This is a genomic window from Microbacterium sp. ET2 (assembly GCF_030347395.1).
GTDB lineage: Bacteria > Actinomycetota > Actinomycetes > Actinomycetales > Microbacteriaceae > Microbacterium > Microbacterium albipurpureum.
This window is the reverse complement of sequence record NZ_CP128170.1, coordinates 756,250-773,606: the sequence shown is the minus strand read 5'-3', so window position 1 is coordinate 773,606 and position 17,357 is coordinate 756,250. Positions and strand designations below refer to the sequence as shown.

The window sequence follows — 17,357 nt, the reverse complement described above, 5'->3', positions numbered from 1 at the left end:
CCCGGCCTTTGTCTCGCCCGTGTTACGCCGGTGCTAAAGAACGGCGTCGAGGGGCATCCTCTCAGCGTGCCTCGAACTGACGGCTCAACGATTCGGGGGAGAGTGCGTGCTCGACCGCCAGCATGCTCGCCCCGAGGACGGCGGCTCGTTCGGCGGTGAGGGACTGGGCGATCGTGAGGTGTTCCGTCGCCAGCGGCATCGATCGGGTGTACACCACCTCGCGGACGCCGGCGAGGAGATGCTCGCCGACCCGGGCCATCGATCCGCCGATCGCGATGACGGAGGGGTTGATCAGGCTCACACACGTCGTGAGCACCTCGCCGATGTCGCGGCCGGCCTGGCGGACCGTCTGCACGGCCTCGACGTTGCCCTGCTTCACCAGGGCCACGACGTCACCGCCGTCCTGGGCTGCGATCCCCTGCGATCGCAGTGTCCGCGCCATCGCCGGACCCGAGGCCAGCGCCTCCAGGCACCCGCGGTTGCCGCAGTGGCAGGGGATGTCTGCGCCGCCCGGTACACGGACGTGTCCGATGTCGCCCGCGACGCCCTGAGCGCCGCGCTGCAGCGCTCCGCCGGAGATGAGTCCGGCGCCGATGCCGGTGGCGACCTTCACGAAGATGAGGTGATCGACCGTCGGCCACGCGACCGAGCGCTCGCCGAGCGCCATGATGTTCACGTCGTTGTCGACGAGCACGGGTGCGTCGAGGTGACGACCGATCCAGGCGGGGATGTCGAAGCGGTCCCAGCCGGGCATGATCGGCGGGTTCACGGGCTGGCCGCTCTCGTGTTCGACAGGGCCGGGCACCCCGACGCCGATCGCGGCGAGGTCGCCGCGATCGCGCTTCGCCTCCCGCAGAAGAAGCTCGGCCGCCTCGACGACCCAGGTGAGGACCGCCTCCGGGCCCAGCGCGATGGCGATGTCTTCGCTGCGCTCGGCGAGGGTCAGTCCGCTGAGATCGGTCAGCGCGACGCGGGCGTGGGAGGCGCCCAGGTCGGCGGCGAGGACGACACGGGCCTGCGGGTTCAGCGCGAACTGGGAGGGTGGGCGGCCCCCGGTCGACAGGGCGTCTCCGACCGGCGCGACCAGGCCCAGGCGCACGAGCGCGTCCACGCGGGCGGCCACCGTGGACCGGGCCAGTCCCGTCGTCTTCGCGAGGTCCGCGCGGGTGCGCGGCACGCCGTCGCGCAGCAGCTGGAACACCTCGCCAACTCCGGACGAGACGGGGGAGTCGCGGGTCTCTCTGGGCGCGTTCCCTGTGCCGCGCACCCGGGCGTGCACGTCGGTCACGTCGCGCGGCCGGAGGGGCGGGCGAACCGCTGCTGCAGCAGGACGGCCACGACGATGATGACCCCCTTGACGACCGCCTGCACTGAGGAGTTGAGGTTGTTCTGAACGAAGACGTTGGTGAGCGTGGCGAAGATCAGCACGCCGAACACCGTGCCGGTGATCGTGCCCCGGCCGCCGATGAGAAGCGTGCCGCCGACGACCACCGCAGCGATCGCGTCGAGCTCGTAGAGCAGACCGTGCGTCGAGGTCCCGGCCGTCGTCCGGCCGAGGATCATCACCGCGGCGATGCCCGCAGTGAGACCGGAGATGACGTACAACCACATCGTGTGCCGCTTGACGTCGATGCCCGCCAGACGTGCCGCCTCGCGGTTGCCGCCGATCGCGACCGTCCGCCGCCCGAAGGTCGTGCGATTGAGCAGCACCCACCCGAGAGCCGCCACGACCGCGAAGATCCAGATCAGCATGTCGACGCCGAGGATGTCGGTGTTCATGAAGGTGATGAACCCGCGCTCCTCCACGACGAGGGTGCGCCGCTCGGCGAGGATCTCGGCGAGCCCTCGGGCCGCGACGAGCATCGCAAGGGTCGCCATGAACGCCACGACCTTCCCATAGGCGATGACGATGCCGTTGACCAGACCCGCGCCGGCGCCGACGGCGAGTGCGATGACGATCATGACCGACCAGTGCAGCTGATCGGCGAGGTCCTGCACCGCGGCGATGGTCGCGACGACCGAGGCGAGGCCCATGATCGCTCCCACCGAGAGGTCGATGCCGCCCGAGATGATGACCAGGGTCATCCCGATGCTGATCACCCCGATGATCGAGGCCTGCCGGAGGATCGTGAGCATGTTGTCCAGGCTCGTGAAGGTGTCGGGTGCGGTGACGGCGCCGACGACGACCAGCAGCAGCAGGGCGAGGACGAGTCCGAGGTTGCGGCCGACCGAGCCCGACAGGAGTCGACGCCACGCAGGCGGCGGCGTCTCCGTCGTTCCCGTCGCCGGCGCCGGACTGTCGGAGCCCGGTCGGTCGGTCACGGTTCGCTGATCGCTCACGCGGCTTGTCCTTTCATGACGAGATCGAGCACGCCGTGCTCGTCGATCTCGGAGGCGGGAAGGGTGGTCAGGACGCGCCCGTCGGCCACGACCAGGACGGTGTCGGCGAGACCGAGCACCTCTTCGATCTCGCTGGAGACGATGACGATGGCGTTGCCGGCCGCAGCCAGCCGGCGGATGAGTCCGTAGATCTCCGACCGTGCACCGACGTCGACGCCGCGCGTGGGCTCGTCCAGAAGCAGAACGCGCGTTCCGTGGACGAGCCACCGGGCGAGCAGGATCTTCTGCTGATTGCCGCCCGAGAGGGTCGCCGCAGGGCGCTCGGGATCGGCCGGTCGCAGCTCGAGCGCGGCGATCTGCTCCTGCGCGACGGTCTTCTCGCGCCGGAAGTCGAGGAAGCCGCCGCGAGAGAATCGCCGCATGCTCGACAGCGTCACGTTCATCGCGATCGACTCGTCGAGCACCAGCCCCTGACTCTTGCGTTCCTCGGGCGAGAGCCCCACCCCCGCCGACACCGCAGCGGTGACCGAGCCGCGGCGAAGGGCCGCGCCGCCGACGCGTACGGTACCCGACGAGGACTTGCGGGCGCCGTAGACCGTTTCGAGGATCTCGGAGCGGCCGGAGCCGACGAGCCCGGCGAGCCCGACGATCTCGCCGGCTCGGACGTCGAAGGACACCCCCTCGAAGACGCCCGCGAGGGCGAGGTCACGCACCTGGAGCATCACGGGTGCCTCGGCGGGGACGGGAGCCGCGGGCGGGAACACATTCTCCACGTCACGCCCGGTCATCAGCCGGATGAGTTCGGCGGTAGGGGTTTCGGCGACCGGGAGGCCCGTGGCCATCGTCCGCCCGTCCTTCAGGACGGTCAGGCGGTCACCGATCTGTCGGATCTCCTCCAGGCGGTGGGTGATGTAGACCACGGCGATGCCGGCGGCGGTGAGCTCGCGGACGACGCCGAAGAGGTTTCGCACCTCCTCGGTGTCGAGGACCGCCGAGGGCTCGTCCATGATGATGAGCTTGATGTCGTGCGAGAGGGCTCGGGCCATCGAGACGATCTGCTTGTTCGCCGCGCTCAGCTCGCCGACCTCTGTGTGCGGCGACAGTCGGGCGTGACCGAGCCGGGCGAGCAGGCTCGCGGGTCTTCTCCGCCGCCGCCGACCGTCTGGTGAAGCCGCCCCGCGCGATCTCGTGACCGAGGAAGATGTTCTCGGCGATGGTGAGGCCGTCCACCACGTCGAGTTCCTGGTACATCGTGGCGATGCCGAGTTCGATCGCGGCCTCTGGCGTGGGGATCTCCACCGCCTCGCCCCGCCAGGCGATGGTGCCGTCATCGGGGCGGTGCACACCCGCCAGAGTCTTGATCAGCGTGGACTTCCCCGCACCGTTCTGCCCGAGGATGCAGTGGACCTCGCCGGGCGCGACATGCAGGTCCACGCCGCGCAGCGCCCGGACCCCGGCGAAGCTCTTGGTCACACCGCGCACCTCGAGTAACGCCGAATCATGGTCGTCTTTGATCACGGGGCGAACCTAACACGCCAGGAAAGTTCGCGACATCCCCACTTTTGCCGGATGCGCGAACAAAAGGTGGACAAAGGTCGTCGCACTGACGTACAGTCCCACCGTCAGCGTGGACTCCTCGGGATGCTCGGGGCACGAGGTGCCCGCTGGCGTCGCTGCATCACATCTCTAGGAGGAAAAAGAATGCGCACACTCGCAAGGGGGCGGGGGCGGTTCGTGATCGCCGGAACCGCGATCTTGGCTTCCATCGGACTGCTGGCCGGATGTACCGGCACCGGTGCCGAGGAGGACGACGTCGTCGACCAGGGAACCAGTGTCGAGGAGAACGCCGAGAGCGGCGACACCGTCGTCATCGGCTTCTCCGGTCCCGCAGCCGACCACGGTTGGCTCGGCGCGATCAACTCAGGCGCCCAGGCCGCGGCCGACAGCTTCGACGACGTCGAGCTCCGTGTCGCGGAGGGCACCAACGACGCCAACGCCCAGATCGCTGCGGTCGAGACGTTCATCAACGACGGCGTGGACGCCATCGTCCTGCTGCCCACAGACGGCGCCGCGCTCACCGAAGTGGCGATCGAGGCCATGCAAGCGGGAATCCCCGTCATCAACGTCGACCGGGAATTCTCGAGCCCGTTCGCCGCACGCTCGACGATCCTCGGCGACAATTACGGAATGGGCGTCAGCGCGGGCACCTACATCTGCGAGCAGGTGGGGGACAACCCCGACGCTGTCGTCGCCGAGATCGCAGGCATCGACTCGCTGCCACTCACCCAGGACCGCTCGCAGGGGTTCGAGGACGCCCTGTCGGACTGCGGCCTGGAGGTCTCGGCCCGCGTCGCCGCGGACTTCACCGTTGCCGGCGGTGAAGCGGCTGCCTCGCAGCTGCTCTCCGCGAACCCGCAGATCGACGCGATCTGGAACCACGACGACGACCAGGGCATCGGCGTTCTCGCCGCCATCGAGTCGTCGGGCCGCGACGAGTTCATCATGATGGGCGGTGCCGGCTCCCGCAACGCGATGGAAGCCATCCAGGCCGATGACTCGGTACTGAAGGCCACGGTCATCTACCCGTCGACCCAGGCGGCCGACGGCATCGCGCTGGCCCGCCTGATCGCCCAGCAGAAGACCGTCGGCGACCTCATCACGCCCAGCGTGCCGAACCGGGTCGTCCTGGACGCGCCCGTGGTCACGAAGGACAACGTCGAGGAGTACATCGACCTGTCGTTCGAGTCCTGACACAACCATCACGGGGCGTCCGAGATCGCTCGGGCGCCCCGCCCTACGGAAGGAGAATGGCGTGGCAGCACCGCTTCGCGTAGCCATGATCGGGCACGGCTTCATGGGAGCCGCGCACTCACAGGGCTGGCGGGTGGCTCCCCGGTTCTTCGATCTCCCCCTCGATCCGGTGATGCAGGTCGTCGTCGGCCGCGATGCCGGGCGCACCGCCGAGGCGGCGGACACCTGGGGATGGCACGAAGCGGCGACCGACTGGCGCGAGGTCATCCGGCGTGACGACATCGACCTCATCGACATCGTCACCCCCGGCGACACCCATGCCGAGATCGCGATCGCGGCCCTCCGCGCCGGAAAGCACGTCCTCTGCGAGAAGCCGCTCGCGAACACCGTCGTGGAGGCCGAGGCCATGACGGCCGCCGCGGAGGAGGCGGCACGGTCCGGCGTTCGGTCGATGGTCGGGTTCACCTATCGCCGCGTACCGGCCACGACCTTCGCGCGCCAGCTCGTGGCCGACGGTCGCCTCGGCGACATCCGGCAGGTGCGCGCGGAGTACCTGCAGGACTGGCTCGCCGACGAGAACGCCCCCCTCACCTGGCGCCTGAACAAGGACATCGCCGGATCCGGGTCGCTCGGCGACATCGGGGCCCACGCGGTCGACCTCACAGAGTACATCACGGGGCAGACCGTGGACCGTGTCTCGGGCATCCTCGAGACACTCGTCGCCGAGCGTCCGGTCATGGCCGAGGGGGTCGGACTGTCGGGGACCGCCGGTTCCGAGCGCGGCCCCGTCACCGTGGACGACTTGGCGCTGTTCACCGGACGGCTCTCCGGCGGTGCTCTGGCGTCGTTCGAGGCCACCCGTTTCCGCACGGGCCGGAAGAACGCGCTCCGCATCGAGGTCTCGGGTTCTCGCGGAGCGCTTGCGTTCGACCTCGAGCGGATGAACGAACTCGAGTTCTACGACGCCACCCTCCCCGATTCCGAGCAGGGGTTCCGGCGCATCCTCGTCACCGAGCCCTCGCACCCGTACACCGATCGGTGGTGGCCCACCGGCCACATGCTCGGCTACGAGCACGGCTTCAGTCACCAGGTGGTCGACCTCGTCACGGCGATCGCGCAGGGTATCGATCCCACGCCGTCTTTCGCGGACGGACTTCACATCCAGCGGGTCATCGACGCCGTCGAGCGTTCGTCCGAGGCCGACGGGGCCTGGCAGACGACCCGCTGAAGCAATCGAGCCGGGCGACGCGCGTCGCCCGGCTCTCGCAGAGAGGAAGACAGTATGGCACGACCGATCACGTTGTTCACGGGTCAGTGGGCGGATCTTCCGTTCGAGGAGGTGGCGCGGCTGGCGGGTGAGTGGGGGTACGACGGGCTGGAGATCGCCTGCTGGGGTGATCATCTGGATGTGTCGCGGTGGGATGACGCGGAGTACGTGGCGTCTCGGAAGGAGATCCTGGAGCGCAACGGTCTGGGGGTGTGGGCGATCTCGAATCATCTGACCGGTCAGGCGGTGTGCGATGACCCGATCGATCAGCGGCATCGTGACATCCTGTCCGACCGGGTCTGGGGCGACGGCGATCCCGAGGGGGTCCGGCAGCGTGCGGCGGAGGATCTGAAGGACACTGCGCGGATGGCGGCGAAGCTGGGTGTGACGACGGTGAACGGGTTCAGCGGTTCGTCGATCTGGAAGTACGTGGCGATGTTCCCGCCGGCCTCGGACGCGATGATCGATGCCGGCTATGTCGATTTCGCGGCCCGCTGGAATCCGATCCTCGACGTGTTCGAGGAAGAGGGTGTGCGGTTCGCGTTGGAGGTGCATCCGTCGGAGATCGCTTATGACTACTGGACGGCCAAGCGGACGCTCGAGGCGATCGGCCACCGGAAGAGCTTCGGGTTCAACTTCGACCCGTCGCACTTCGTGTGGCAGCAGTTGGACAGTGTCGCGTTCGTGCTGGACTTCGCCGATCACATCTTCCACGTGCACGTCAAGGAATCGATCACGAACCTCGACGGCCGCAACGGGGTGCTGGGCTCTCACCTGTCGTGGGACAACCCGCGCCGGGGGTGGACGTTCGTCTCGACCGGTCACGGTGCCGTGCCGTGGGAGCCGCTGTTCCGTGCGCTGAACGCGATCGGCTACGACGGACCCACGAGCGTGGAGTGGGAGGACGCCGGCATGGACCGCCTCATCGGCGCCCCCGAAGCCCTGCAGTTCGTCCGCAAGCTCTCCGAGATCACCCCACCTCACCAGCTCTTCGACGCTGCGTTCAGCTCGAAGTGACCGGCTCCGGGGCCCGCGCGGCGGGGGAGCGCGCGGGCCCCGGCAGCACCCGGCGATCTCGAGAGCGGATGCCGCTCAGGGTCGTTCGCGCACGGTGAGGGCGTGCAGCAGGCGGGTGAGGGTGCGGATGTCGTCGATCGGCCATTCCTCCAGCGCGTGCAGCAGCGTGCTCTCCTGCGGGGCGCGGGCCTCCGCGAGCCGCTCCAGACCGAACGGCGTGGGGAACAGGATGCTCGAGCGGCGGTCGGTGGGGTCGGCTTCCCGCCCGATGAGCCCCAGCTCCTCGAGCTCGCGCACCGTGCGACTGATCTGGCCCTTGTCGGCCACGAGCGTCTCGGACAGCTCCGACTGTGTGACGCGCTCACGCCGGACGATCGTCGTGAAGACCTTGTAGGCCCCGGGGAGCATCCCCGGGCTCACCCTCTCGGCGTTCTCACTGACGATCCGGCGCACCTGGTGGATCAGGCCGCCGAACTCCACCTCGAGTGCCCGCACCGCCTCGGTGCGGGCATCGTGGTCGGACGCGGTGCTCATCGCCTTCGAGCCTAACGTCGTGCTCACCGCTTGCGCGCGGCCCGCGGGGCCGGCGCATCAGCGGTCGCGGGGAGGGCGTTCATCCCCGTGCTGGTCGACACGGTGGCCAGGTCCGCTTCGCCGGCGTGGATGCGCTCGGTCGTCGTCATCCGGTTCAGCGGGGTGTTCGGAAGGAACACGATCGCGATGAGACTGACGATCGCCACGGGAACGGCGATGAGGAACGAATGGGCGATCGCCTGGGCGTAGACATCCTCGAAGATCACCCGAAGGGCCTCCGGGAGGACGGCGACCTGCGGAATCGTCCCCGACTGCAGCTCCTGTGCGAGGGTCGCGCCCTGAGCACCCAGGCTCGACAGCGCAGCGGCGATGTCGCCCTGGCGTTCGCCGGTGAGCCTCGTGGCCTGACTGGCGAGGGCCGCACCCATGACCGAGACCCCGATCGTGCCCCCGAGGCTGCGGAAGAAGGTCACGCCGGAGCTGGCCACGCCCATCTCCCGCGGATCGGCGGTGTTCTGCACGACCAGCACGAGGTTCTGCATGGTCATGCCGACACCGGCGCCGAGGAGAAACATGTACAGCGACACCAGGACGAACGGCGTGTCGTAGTGGATCGTCGACAGGAGCGCGGTGCCGGCGGTCAAAAGGACGCCGCCGACGACCAGGTACGGCTTCCAGTGGCCGTAGCGCGAGATGAGCGCGCCGATGACGACGGAGGCGAGGAGCAGTCCCGCGATCATCGGAATCGTCATGATGCCCGCCTCAGTCGGGGTGGCACCCCGGGCCATCTGCATGTACTGGCTGAGGAAGACCGTGGTGCCGAACATCGAGATGCCCGTCGCGATGGAGGCGACCACCGCGAGCGAGAAGGTGGCGCTGCGGAACAGGCGGAGCGGGATGAGCGGCTCGGGGGTGCGCAGCTCCACGACGATGAAGAGCAGGGTGGTCAGGGCCGAGCCCCCCACCATCAGGGCGGTCGGCAGGCTCCACCAGTCGAAGGAGGTTCCCGCATTGGTCACCCACACCAGCAGCAGCGAGACTGCGGCGCTGAGCAGCACGATGCCGACGTAGTCGATCCGCACCGCGCGGCGCGGGCGCTCGGGAAGGTGGAGCGTGCGCTGCTGGATGATCAGTGCGGCGACGGCGACGGGGATCGCGACGAAGAAGTTCCACCGCCAGCCGAAGGCGTCGGTGATGACGCCGCCGAGGAGCGGTCCGCCGATGGTGGCGACCGCCATGACCGCGCCGAACAGGCCCATGTAGCGGCCGCGCTCGCGAGGGCTGATGATGTCGGCCATGATGACCTGGCTGAGGGCGGCGAGCCCACCCGCGCCCACACCCTGCAGGGCGCGGAAGGCGATGAGAGTCTCGGGGTTCTGCGAGAAGCCGGCGGCCGCCGTGGCGAGCACGAAGACCACGATGGCGATCTGGATGAGGAGCTTGCGGTTGAACAGATCGGCGAGCTTGCCCCAGATGGGAGTGGAGATGGCGGTGGTCAGCAGCGTCGCGGTCACCACCCACGTGTAGGCGGCCTGGTCGCCGTCGAGGTCGTGGACGATCACCGGCAGCGAGGTCGAGACCACCGTGGAGGCGAGCATCGACACGAACATGCCGAGGAGGAGGCCCACCAGGGCTCTGACCACGCCGGGCCGGTGAGCGGGTGGTGCGTCTGCGGTCGTGGCCATGTGGTGCGTCCTCCTGAACGTTGAGCTGAGTCAACTATAGGTGAACCGTTGATTTGTGTCAACGACATCGCCGCAAGGCGTGCGACCTCGCCGCGCGGGAGGATGGGGGAGTGATCAGCGTCGAGGTACTGCCCGATCCCGCCACCGACGCGCTCGCCCGGGCGGCCTGGAAGCGCCTGATCGACGCCGGGCTCCCGAGCGCAGGTCGCCACACCGGCGAGAGCAACCGACCCCACATCACCGTGGCGGTGCGGGAGTCTCCTGCGCTCGACGGGCTGGCAGACCTTGCGGATCTTCTCCCCCTGACCCTTCGCATGGGCGGGGTGCTGCTGTTCCCGCGCTCAGGTCAGGCGGTCATCGCCTGGCAGGTGGTCGTCACGACACCGCTGGCGCAGTTCCACCGCCGGGTCGCCGCCGCGGTCGGCCCGGCCGATGAGCGCTACGCGCACACTGCGCCCGATGACTGGACTCCGCATCTGACGATGGCCCGCCGGGTGAGACTGGCCGACCTCGGCGCCGCCGTCGAGGCGATCGACCTCTCCCCGCACGTCGGCCAGATCACGGGACTGCGCATCTGGGATGCGACCAGCCGGACGGTCACGACGCTGCGCTGACCGCCGGCGATCAGTCGGCGAGGGCGAGCGCGCGGTAAGGCTGGGCAGGAGGGGCGGCGGGCCGCGTCATCCGCTCTGCTCGGGACAGCTGCGTGCGTCGGTACAGCTCGTCGATGAGGGATGTCGCCAGGCGCACGAGCCGACCGATCTCGATCTCGTCGCGATCGACCCACGCGCACCGGGGTTCATCGCCCACCGGGACGAAGCCGTCGTGCTCCTCCCAGACCACGAGCGTGCGTTCGGCGCCGAGGACGTGCTGCTGCCACCACACCTGCCGGAGGTACGTGCGGGGGATGCTCCGCCATGCCTTCTTCGTCGTCTTGATCTCGGCGAGGACCACGCGGCCGGTCGGGTCGACGGCGATGCCGTCGGGGGTGGCGAGGTGGCGCTTCTCGACCTCGGCGTGGAAGAGCGCGCTCGATGGCCGGATCCCGTGGGTGGCGGCCACCCACGCGGCGATCTCGGGCTCGCGGATGCGTCCGTGAGCGGTGTAGGCGTTGCCGGAGAAGTTCGAGCCCATGAGCTTGGCGTCGGCGGCTCGGGGGATCACGCGCTCGGAGGTGAGCGCCGCGACATCCGTCGCCGTGATCCCGCGGGAGCGCGCCCGCACCCACGCGACCCGATCGCGGGAATCCGCGACGATGCGGGCGGCGAGTTCGGGTGTCACGCGTTCGAGGGTAACCCGGCCCGGCGACGCGCACCGCACGTCGTGCTCGGCGCGTCGCCTTCCCGCGCGTTCGCGCTCCCGCGCGTCGCGCTCCCGCGCCCGCCACCTGCCTCACCCCATGCTGTTCGTCCGTCGCAGATGTACGGCTCCACCACCCGTCGGCGTACATCTGCGACGAACGAACCGCGGTGATGGTGTGTGCGCGGCGGGCGGGCGGGCGGATGGAGGAGAGGAGATGTGGGGATTTGGAGAAGGGTGGGCCGGCGGCGTAGAGTATGCGGAGCCGAAGACCGCTGGTCATCGAGGTGCGCGAGCACCGAGACCGAAGCACTGCATCGCAGGGGCCCGCGCAGGTGACACGATCGAAACCCTTTCAGGATGACGCTCCGTGCGCTTGCGCCGGAGCGTTTTGCTTTGCCGTGACGACCGGATGTCGCAGGCCGACGCACCGCCACCGTGGTGCGTCTCACAGATACAAGGAGTGGCCATGGCGCAGAAGGAAGCATCGGTCGCCGAGCTCACGAAGCAATTCGAGGACTCGACCGCCGTCTTGCTCACCGAGTACCGCGGCCTGACGGTTGCCGAGCTCAAGGAGCTTCGCAACACCATCCGTCAGGATGCGGAATACGCCGTGGTGAAGAACACGCTGACCAAGATCGCCGCGGGCAACGCGGGGGTCACGGGACTGGACGAGGGACTGAAGGGTCCGTCGGCCATCGCGTTCGTGCACGGCGACCCGGTCGCCGTCGCGAAGGGTCTGCGTGCCTTTGCCAAGGCACACCCCCTCCTGGTGGTCAAGGGCGGATTCTTCGACGGAAACCCCCTCACCGCGGAGGAGGTCAACAAGCTCGCCGATCTCGAGAGCCGTGAAGTCCTGCTGGCGAAGCTCGCCGGTGCGATGAAGGCCTCGCTGACCAAGGCGGCCTACGTCTTCAACGCGCTGCCGTCGAAGGCCGTTCGCACGGTCGACGCGCTGCGTGAGAAGCAGGAGTCCGCGGCCTGACACGGGCCCGGCAGACAAACCACCCAACAAGGAGATACATCATGGCAAAGCTCAGCACTGAGGAGCTGCTCGACGCGTTCAAGGAGCTCACGCTCATCGAGCTGTCCGAGTTCGTCAAGGCCTTCGAGGAGACCTTCGACGTCACCGCCGCCGCCCCCGTCGCGGTCGCCGCCTCCGGCGCCCCCGCCGGTGGTGCCCCCGCCGAAGAGGAAGAGGTCAAGGACTCCTTCGACGTCATCCTCGAGTCGGTCGGCGACAAGAAGATCCAGGTCATCAAGGTCGTCCGCGAGCTCACCTCGCTCGGCCTCGGTGAGGCGAAGGCTGTCGTCGACGGTGCCCCCAAGCCCGTCCTCGAAGGCGCCAACAAGGAGACCGCGGACAAGGCCAAGGCCGCTCTGGAAGAGGCCGGCGCCACCGTCACCCTGAAGTGAGCCGTGCCGGGTCGATGCGCAGCGCGCGGTGACCCGGCGTCGGCTCAGGTCGAGGAGCCGCCGAAGGCGGCCTGTCGAAACCTCCCCGTGGCGCACACCGCCGCCATGAAAGACCCGGGACACCCCATCGTGTCCCGGGTCTTTCGGCCTTCCCCCCGATCTCGACCTGTCGGCACCGGCGGCGCTGCGGCGCCGGCGGCTGTGACGGGTCGCGAGGCACTACGTCCTCCCCAGCGACGCATCCGCCACCGCCGCCGACTGCCGGGGGTTGACCGGTCCCGTCGAGTTGCGCACGACCAGTCGCGCCCGGGCCCGGATGACGGTGGGCGGCTGCTCGGGGTCGGCGAGGTGATCCAGCAGTGTCCTCACGGCCGTCGCGCCCTGTTCGCGCGGTGCCTGCCGAAGAGTGGTGAGGGCGAACATCTCGGCGTACTCGTGGTCGTCGATACCGACGACGCTGAGATCGTTCGGCACTTGGATGCCCAGCCGGCGCGCCGCGATGATGGCGCCGATGGCGACCTCGTCGCAGACCCCCACGATCGCGGTCGGACGATCCCTCGAGCCGAGCACGTCGACCGCGGCGGCGTAGCCGGACGGGAGGCTGAGGCGCGACATGACGTGCTGTGCGAGGTCGCCCATGCCGGCATCCTCCATCGCTCCCCGGTAGCCTTCGCGACGGGCGCGTTCGACGTCGGAGCCGGCGACTTTCGGCCCGTCGGGGGCGCCCCCGCCGAGGAACAGGATGCGACGGTGACCGAGGGCGATGAGGTGGTCGGTGGCCCGCCGTGCGGCGTAGTCGTCGTCGAGGGCGATGACACTGAGTCCGTCCGCTCCGCCGACGATGCTGACGACGGGCTTGCCGATGCGTCGCAGTCGCGCGAGCTCGGCATCCTCCGGTTCGAGTCCGACGGCGATCAGCCCGTCGAACTGCTTGCGGGACAGGAAGTCCTCGAAGATCCGCCGGCGGCCCGGGGTGCCCGGCTGCGCGTCGTAGAGGGTGAGGTTCAGGCCCTCGTCGAGGAGGCTGTCCTGGATGCCTTCGAGCACCTCGGCGAAGAACCAGCGGTTCACGCACGGCATCACGACTCCGACGTTGCGGGTGCGTCCGGTGACGAGACTGACCGCGTTCGTCGAGGCGACGTATCCGAGCTCGGCCGCGGCCCGCTGCACGCGCTCGCGGGTGTCGGCGGACACGTACCCGGCCCCGGTCAGGGCGCGACTGGCCGTGGACTTCGAGACCCCGGCGAGGCGTGCGACGTCGGCGATCCCCCTCATCGTACGAACCCTCCTTCGGGCTCTCACGGCGGTGTCGCACCACCGGAATCTGGAACCGTTTCCACGTCATCATGCAACGTTGCATCCTCGGCGCGCCACCAGTGTCCGCATCGGTTATCGAGTCGTGATCAATTCGCGTTGTGAAGCCAAGGCGCTATCCCGTACGGTGATCCTGGAATCGGTTCCCTACCCGACGCCTGCGGGTCGCAGGACGGTGGGAACTGCTCGATGAGGAGGCAAAATGAGATTCGGAAAAGCGGGTCGCGTCGTCACAGCCGTCGCGGCCCTCGGTGTTTCCGCCCTCGCGCTGTCGGCATGTACCGGCGACATCGCGGCGAACGAAGACGTCGACTGCACGGAGTACGAGGAGTACGGCACCTTCGACGATGCCGAGGTCACCATCGGCGGCACCATCCTCGACCTCGAGGCGGACCGTCTGGTGGAGTCGTGGAGCGACTTCGCCCAGTGCACGGGCATCAACATCGAATACCAGGGCTCGAGTGAGTTCGAGGCGCAGATCGCCGTCCTCGCCGAGGGCGGCAACGCTCCCGACATCGGCATCGTGCCGCAGCCCGGTCTGCTCGCGCGTCTGGCCGAGGGCGGCTGGCTGATCCCGGCATCGGCCGAGGTCGAGGCCAACGTCGACGAGTGGTGGTCCGAGGACTGGAAGCAGTACGGCACCTACGACGGCACGTTCTACGCAGCCCCCCTGATGGCCAGCATCAAGGGATACGTCTGGTACTCGCCGACGCAGTTCGAGGAGAACGGGTGGGAGATCCCCCAGACCCTCGACGAGATGACGGCGCTGACCGAGGAGATCGCGGCAACGGGCCAGAAGCCCTGGTGCGTGGGTCTCGAGTCCGGTGACGCCACCGGTTGGCCGGCCACCGACTGGATCGAGGACTGGGTGCTGCGCCTGCACGGCCCCGAGGTCTACGACCAGTGGGTGACCCACGAGATCCCGTTCAACGACCCCCGGATCGTCGAGGCCTTCGACGCGGTGGGTGCCTACCTGAAGAACGAGGACTTCGTCAACGGCGGCATCGGCGACGTGTCGACCCTCGTCACCGAGGCCTTCCAGACCGCTGGTCTGCCCATCCTCGACGGCGAGTGCTCGCTGCACCACCAGGCGTCGTTCTACGAGACCTTCTGGAACGCTGAGGGCGGCGACGAGGTGACCGTTGCCTCCAACGGCGACGTCTTCGGCTTCCTCACCCCGCCGGCCACAGCCGGCGAGCCCCTGTCGGTGACCGGTGGTGGGGAGTTCCCCGTCGCCTTCCGTGACGCCGAAGAGGTCGAGACGGTGCGCGCGTTCCTCTCCAGCGACACCTGGGCGAACAACCGCGTCAGCCTCGGCGGTGTGATCAGCGCCAACACGGGTGTGGACCCCGAGAACGCATCGAGCGAGCTGCTGGTGCAGTCGATCGAGATCCTGCAGGATCCCGAGACCACCTTCCGCTTCGACGGTTCGGACCTCATGCCCGGCGCGGTCGGCGCCGACTCGTTCTGGCGCGGCGTGGTGGCCTGGGTCACCGGGCAGAGCACCCAGGACACGGTCGACGCGATCGAGTCCAGCTGGCCCGCCAGCTGATCGGTTGATCCAGGTCGGGGGTGGGGCGCGGATGGCCCCGCCCCCGACCACTCCGAACACCGGATGACGCGGCACCGCGTCCTTCGCACTTCAACGACGAAGAAGGGATCGTGATCGATGACCACCGCCGATCTTCTGGGGAAGATCCTCCAGGTCGTGATGGGGCTGGCCGTGTTCGCCGCCATCGTGGGCCTGTTGGTCTTCTTCATCGACCGGGCTCCGAAGAAGGGCCGAGATTACTGGCAGCTCGTCGGCTTCCTCGCCCCCGCCATCATCCTTCTGGCCATCGGCCTGATCTGGCCGGCGATCCGCACCACGGGACTGGCCTTCCTCGACAACAGCGGAAATTTCAGCTGGGACAACTTCATCTGGATGTTCACCCAGCCCGCCGCCATCCGGACGCTCATCAACACCGTCGTCTGGGTGCTCCTGGTCCCCACCCTCGCCACCGCCCTCGGGCTGGCGTACGCGATCTTCATCGACAAGTCCCGCGGTGAGCGTTACTACAAGGCGCTGGTGTTCATGCCGATGGCGATCTCGTTCGTCGGTGCGGGCATCATCTGGCGCTTCGTCTACGAGTACCGTGCCGGCGAACGCGAGCAGATCGGTCTGCTCAACGCGATCGTCACCGCCCTGGGCGGCGAACCGGTGCAGTGGCTGCAGACAGATCCGCTCAACACGTTCCTCCTCATCGTGGTCATGATCTGGATCCAGACCGGTTTCGCGATGGTCGTCCTGAGCGCCGCGATCAAGGGCATTCCCGCCGAGCAGATCGAAGCGGCGCAGTTGGACGGCACCAATTCCTGGCAGAGGTTCACCAACGTCACCGTTCCCGGCATCCGCAGCTCGCTGGTCGTGGTGCTCACGACCATCTCCATCGCGACGCTGAAGGTGTTCGACATCGTCCGGACGATGACCGCCGGTAACTTCAACACGTCGGTCGTCGCCAACGAGATGTACACCCAGGCGTTCCGCGCGAGCGAGGTCGGGCGCGGGTCCGCGCTCGCCGTCATCCTGTTCCTGCTCGTCCTGCCGATCGTCATCTACAACGTCAACGTGCTTCGCAAGCAGAGGGAGATCCGATGAGCAGCGTCGCCCCCGTCGATCTTCCCACCGGTGAAGGAAAAGACGATTCGAGCTTCGCCGAGGCCGCCCGCGACACCAAGTCCGGGCGGATCAAGCGCCGCCTGACCTCTCCGTGGGCGACGATCGCGGCGATCGCGATCGCGATCGTCTGGACCATTCCGACCTTCGGCCTGTTGATCTCCTCGTTCCGACCCGCGGAGCTGATCCAGACCACGGGCTGGTGGACGATCTTCCAGAACCCCGGCTTCACGCTGGACAACTACCGAGATGTCCTCTTCTCACCGTCGCAGTCGGCGCCGCAGCTGGGCGCCTACTTCGTCAACTCGCTGGCGATCGCCATCCCGGCGACGATCTTCCCGCTGGTGTTCGCCTGCATGGCCGCTTACGCCTTCGCGTGGATCAAGTTCCGCGGGGCGAATGTGCTGTTCATCCTGGTGTTCGCGCTGCAGATCGTGCCGCTGCAGATGGCCCTCGTGCCGCTTCTGCAGTTCTTCTCCTCGTGGCTGCGGCCGCTGCAGGCGGGGTTGCACAACCTCATCCCGATCATCCCGGAGCAGAACTATCTGCCGGTGTGGATCGCGCACACGATCTTCGCCCTGCCCCTGGCGATCTTCCTGCTGCACAACTTCATCCACGAGATCCCCGGCGACGTCATCGAGGCCGCGCGTGTGGACGGCGCCTCGCACAGCCAGATCTTCTTCCGGATCGTGCTGCCCCTGGCGATCCCGGCCATCGCGTCCTTCGCGATCTTCCAGTTCCTGTGGGTGTGGAACGACCTGCTGGTCGCCCTCATCTTCTCCGGCGGTACGCAGGACGTCGCGCCGCTGACACAGCGACTGGCCGAACTGGTCGGGTCGCGGGGACAGGACTGGCAGCGTCTGACGGCTGGTGCCTTCGTCTCGCTGGTCGTACCACTCATCGTGTTCTTCTCGCTCCAGAGATTCTTCGTCAGAGGTCTCTTGGCGGGATCGACGAAGGGGTAGGACCGGGTTCCGGATGGTGTTGGCGCGGCGTCCGACGATGTGCGCCGCGTCAACCAGTCCGGGTCTCCCCGCGGCAGCGCGACCGCTACTGTCTGAGCATGGCCACGCCTGAG

General features: G+C 68.3%; 15 protein-coding genes and 1 pseudogene. 9 read left to right on the top strand and 7 right to left on the bottom strand.

Going from position 1 to position 17,357, the window contains the following annotated elements:
• Window positions 1–61 precede the first annotated feature (61 nt).
• The 3 genes and pseudogenes from QSU92_RS03800 to QSU92_RS03790 all read right to left on the bottom strand — a co-directional run bounded on the left by QSU92_RS03800 (window position 62) and on the right by QSU92_RS03790 (window position 3,813).
• On the bottom strand, window positions 62–1,279 hold the full coding sequence (locus tag QSU92_RS03800; protein WP_289265813.1) for an ROK family transcriptional regulator: 1,218 nt from the start codon (window positions 1,277–1,279) through the stop codon (window positions 62–64).
• A gap of 5 nt (window positions 1,280–1,284) precedes the next feature.
• On the bottom strand, window positions 1,285–2,340 hold the full coding sequence (locus QSU92_RS03795) for an ABC transporter permease (protein ID WP_289264859.1): 1,056 nt from the start codon (window positions 2,338–2,340) through the stop codon (window positions 1,285–1,287).
• Window positions 2,337–3,813 (bottom strand): annotated as a pseudogene (locus QSU92_RS03790) (sugar ABC transporter ATP-binding protein). Before QSU92_RS03790 ends, QSU92_RS03795 begins: the two are co-directional and overlap by 4 nt.
• Window positions 3,814–4,041: 228 nt before the next feature.
• Here QSU92_RS03790 and QSU92_RS03785 point away from each other — a divergent pair.
• From QSU92_RS03785 to QSU92_RS03775, 3 genes are all read left to right on the top strand, one after another.
• Window positions 4,042–5,091, top strand: a complete 1,050-nt coding sequence (locus tag QSU92_RS03785) for a substrate-binding domain-containing protein (RefSeq protein WP_289264858.1) — start codon at window positions 4,042–4,044, stop codon at window positions 5,089–5,091.
• Between the two features lie 85 nt (window positions 5,092–5,176).
• Window positions 5,177–6,319, top strand: coding sequence for a Gfo/Idh/MocA family protein (locus QSU92_RS03780; RefSeq protein WP_289265812.1), 1,143 nt, complete (start codon window positions 5,177–5,179; stop codon window positions 6,317–6,319).
• A 54-nt stretch (window positions 6,320–6,373) separates the two neighbouring features.
• Window positions 6,374–7,375: a sugar phosphate isomerase/epimerase family protein gene (locus QSU92_RS03775; RefSeq protein ID WP_289264857.1), complete on the top strand. Its 1,002-nt coding sequence runs from the start codon at window positions 6,374–6,376 to the stop codon at window positions 7,373–7,375.
• A gap of 75 nt (window positions 7,376–7,450) precedes the next feature.
• Here QSU92_RS03775 and QSU92_RS03770 read toward each other — a convergent pair whose 3' ends face one another.
• Both QSU92_RS03770 and QSU92_RS03765 read right to left on the bottom strand, forming a co-directional pair.
• The gene (locus tag QSU92_RS03770) at window positions 7,451–7,909 is read right to left on the bottom strand and encodes a MarR family winged helix-turn-helix transcriptional regulator (RefSeq protein ID WP_289264856.1); all 459 of its coding nucleotides are present in this window, start codon (window positions 7,907–7,909) and stop codon (window positions 7,451–7,453) included.
• A gap of 23 nt (window positions 7,910–7,932) precedes the next feature.
• The gene (locus QSU92_RS03765) at window positions 7,933–9,594 is read right to left on the bottom strand and encodes an MDR family MFS transporter (protein ID WP_289264855.1); all 1,662 of its coding nucleotides are present in this window, start codon (window positions 9,592–9,594) and stop codon (window positions 7,933–7,935) included.
• 110 nt (window positions 9,595–9,704) lie between these two features.
• Between QSU92_RS03765 and QSU92_RS03760 the strand changes: the two genes are divergently transcribed.
• Entirely contained in the window at window positions 9,705–10,208 is a 504-nt protein-coding gene (locus tag QSU92_RS03760; RefSeq protein ID WP_289264854.1) for a 2'-5' RNA ligase family protein, read from the top strand.
• Between the two features lie 10 nt (window positions 10,209–10,218).
• Here QSU92_RS03760 and QSU92_RS03755 read toward each other — a convergent pair whose 3' ends face one another.
• The gene (locus tag QSU92_RS03755) at window positions 10,219–10,875 is read right to left on the bottom strand and encodes a YqaJ viral recombinase family protein (RefSeq protein ID WP_289264853.1); all 657 of its coding nucleotides are present in this window, start codon (window positions 10,873–10,875) and stop codon (window positions 10,219–10,221) included.
• A gap of 487 nt (window positions 10,876–11,362) precedes the next feature.
• On the opposite strand from QSU92_RS03755, the gene rplJ reads away from it, so the two are divergent.
• Both rplJ and rplL read left to right on the top strand, forming a co-directional pair.
• Window positions 11,363–11,878 (top strand): 50S ribosomal protein L10, encoded by a 516-nt coding sequence (gene rplJ, locus QSU92_RS03750; protein ID WP_124293940.1) that lies wholly within the window; start codon window positions 11,363–11,365, stop codon window positions 11,876–11,878.
• A gap of 41 nt (window positions 11,879–11,919) precedes the next feature.
• Window positions 11,920–12,309, top strand: coding sequence for a 50S ribosomal protein L7/L12 (gene rplL, locus QSU92_RS03745; protein WP_124293939.1), 390 nt, complete (start codon window positions 11,920–11,922; stop codon window positions 12,307–12,309).
• Between the two features lie 219 nt (window positions 12,310–12,528).
• On the opposite strand, the gene QSU92_RS03740 is transcribed toward rplL, so the two are convergent.
• Window positions 12,529–13,584, bottom strand: coding sequence for a LacI family DNA-binding transcriptional regulator (locus QSU92_RS03740; protein ID WP_289264852.1), 1,056 nt, complete (start codon window positions 13,582–13,584; stop codon window positions 12,529–12,531).
• Window positions 13,585–13,825: 241 nt separating this feature from the next.
• On the opposite strand from QSU92_RS03740, the gene QSU92_RS03735 reads away from it, so the two are divergent.
• The 3 genes from QSU92_RS03735 (at window position 13,826) to QSU92_RS03725 (ending at window position 17,244) form a co-directional block, all read left to right on the top strand.
• Window positions 13,826–15,175 (top strand): ABC transporter substrate-binding protein, encoded by a 1,350-nt coding sequence (locus QSU92_RS03735; RefSeq protein ID WP_289264851.1) that lies wholly within the window; start codon window positions 13,826–13,828, stop codon window positions 15,173–15,175.
• Between the two features lie 117 nt (window positions 15,176–15,292).
• On the top strand, window positions 15,293–16,261 hold the full coding sequence (locus QSU92_RS03730) for a carbohydrate ABC transporter permease (RefSeq protein WP_289264850.1): 969 nt from the start codon (window positions 15,293–15,295) through the stop codon (window positions 16,259–16,261).
• Window positions 16,258–17,244, top strand: coding sequence for a carbohydrate ABC transporter permease (locus QSU92_RS03725; RefSeq protein WP_289264849.1), 987 nt, complete (start codon window positions 16,258–16,260; stop codon window positions 17,242–17,244). The genes QSU92_RS03730 and QSU92_RS03725 overlap by 4 nt, the downstream gene beginning before the upstream one ends.
• Window positions 17,245–17,357 lie beyond the last annotated feature (113 nt).

What these genes read in the sequence shown, in the direction of transcription:
- QSU92_RS03740 (WP_289264852.1), bottom strand. Translation starts at nt 13,584, where the DNA reads ATGAGGGGGATCGCCGACGTCGCACGCCTCGCCGGGGTCTCGAAGTCC.
- rplJ (WP_124293940.1), top strand. Translation starts at nt 11,363, where the DNA reads ATGGCGCAGAAGGAAGCATCGGTCGCCGAGCTCACGAAGCAATTCGAG.
- QSU92_RS03725 (WP_289264849.1), top strand. Translation starts at nt 16,258, where the DNA reads ATGAGCAGCGTCGCCCCCGTCGATCTTCCCACCGGTGAAGGAAAAGAC.
- QSU92_RS03765 (WP_289264855.1), bottom strand. Translation starts at nt 9,594, where the DNA reads ATGGCCACGACCGCAGACGCACCACCCGCTCACCGGCCCGGCGTGGTC.
- QSU92_RS03780 (WP_289265812.1), top strand. Translation starts at nt 5,177, where the DNA reads ATGATCGGGCACGGCTTCATGGGAGCCGCGCACTCACAGGGCTGGCGG.
- QSU92_RS03730 (WP_289264850.1), top strand. Translation starts at nt 15,293, where the DNA reads ATGACCACCGCCGATCTTCTGGGGAAGATCCTCCAGGTCGTGATGGGG.
- QSU92_RS03735 (WP_289264851.1), top strand. Translation starts at nt 13,826, where the DNA reads ATGAGATTCGGAAAAGCGGGTCGCGTCGTCACAGCCGTCGCGGCCCTC.
- QSU92_RS03775 (WP_289264857.1), top strand. Translation starts at nt 6,374, where the DNA reads ATGGCACGACCGATCACGTTGTTCACGGGTCAGTGGGCGGATCTTCCG.
- rplL (WP_124293939.1), top strand. Translation starts at nt 11,920, where the DNA reads ATGGCAAAGCTCAGCACTGAGGAGCTGCTCGACGCGTTCAAGGAGCTC.
- QSU92_RS03770 (WP_289264856.1), bottom strand. Translation starts at nt 7,909, where the DNA reads ATGAGCACCGCGTCCGACCACGATGCCCGCACCGAGGCGGTGCGGGCA.
- QSU92_RS03785 (WP_289264858.1), top strand. Translation starts at nt 4,042, where the DNA reads ATGCGCACACTCGCAAGGGGGCGGGGGCGGTTCGTGATCGCCGGAACC.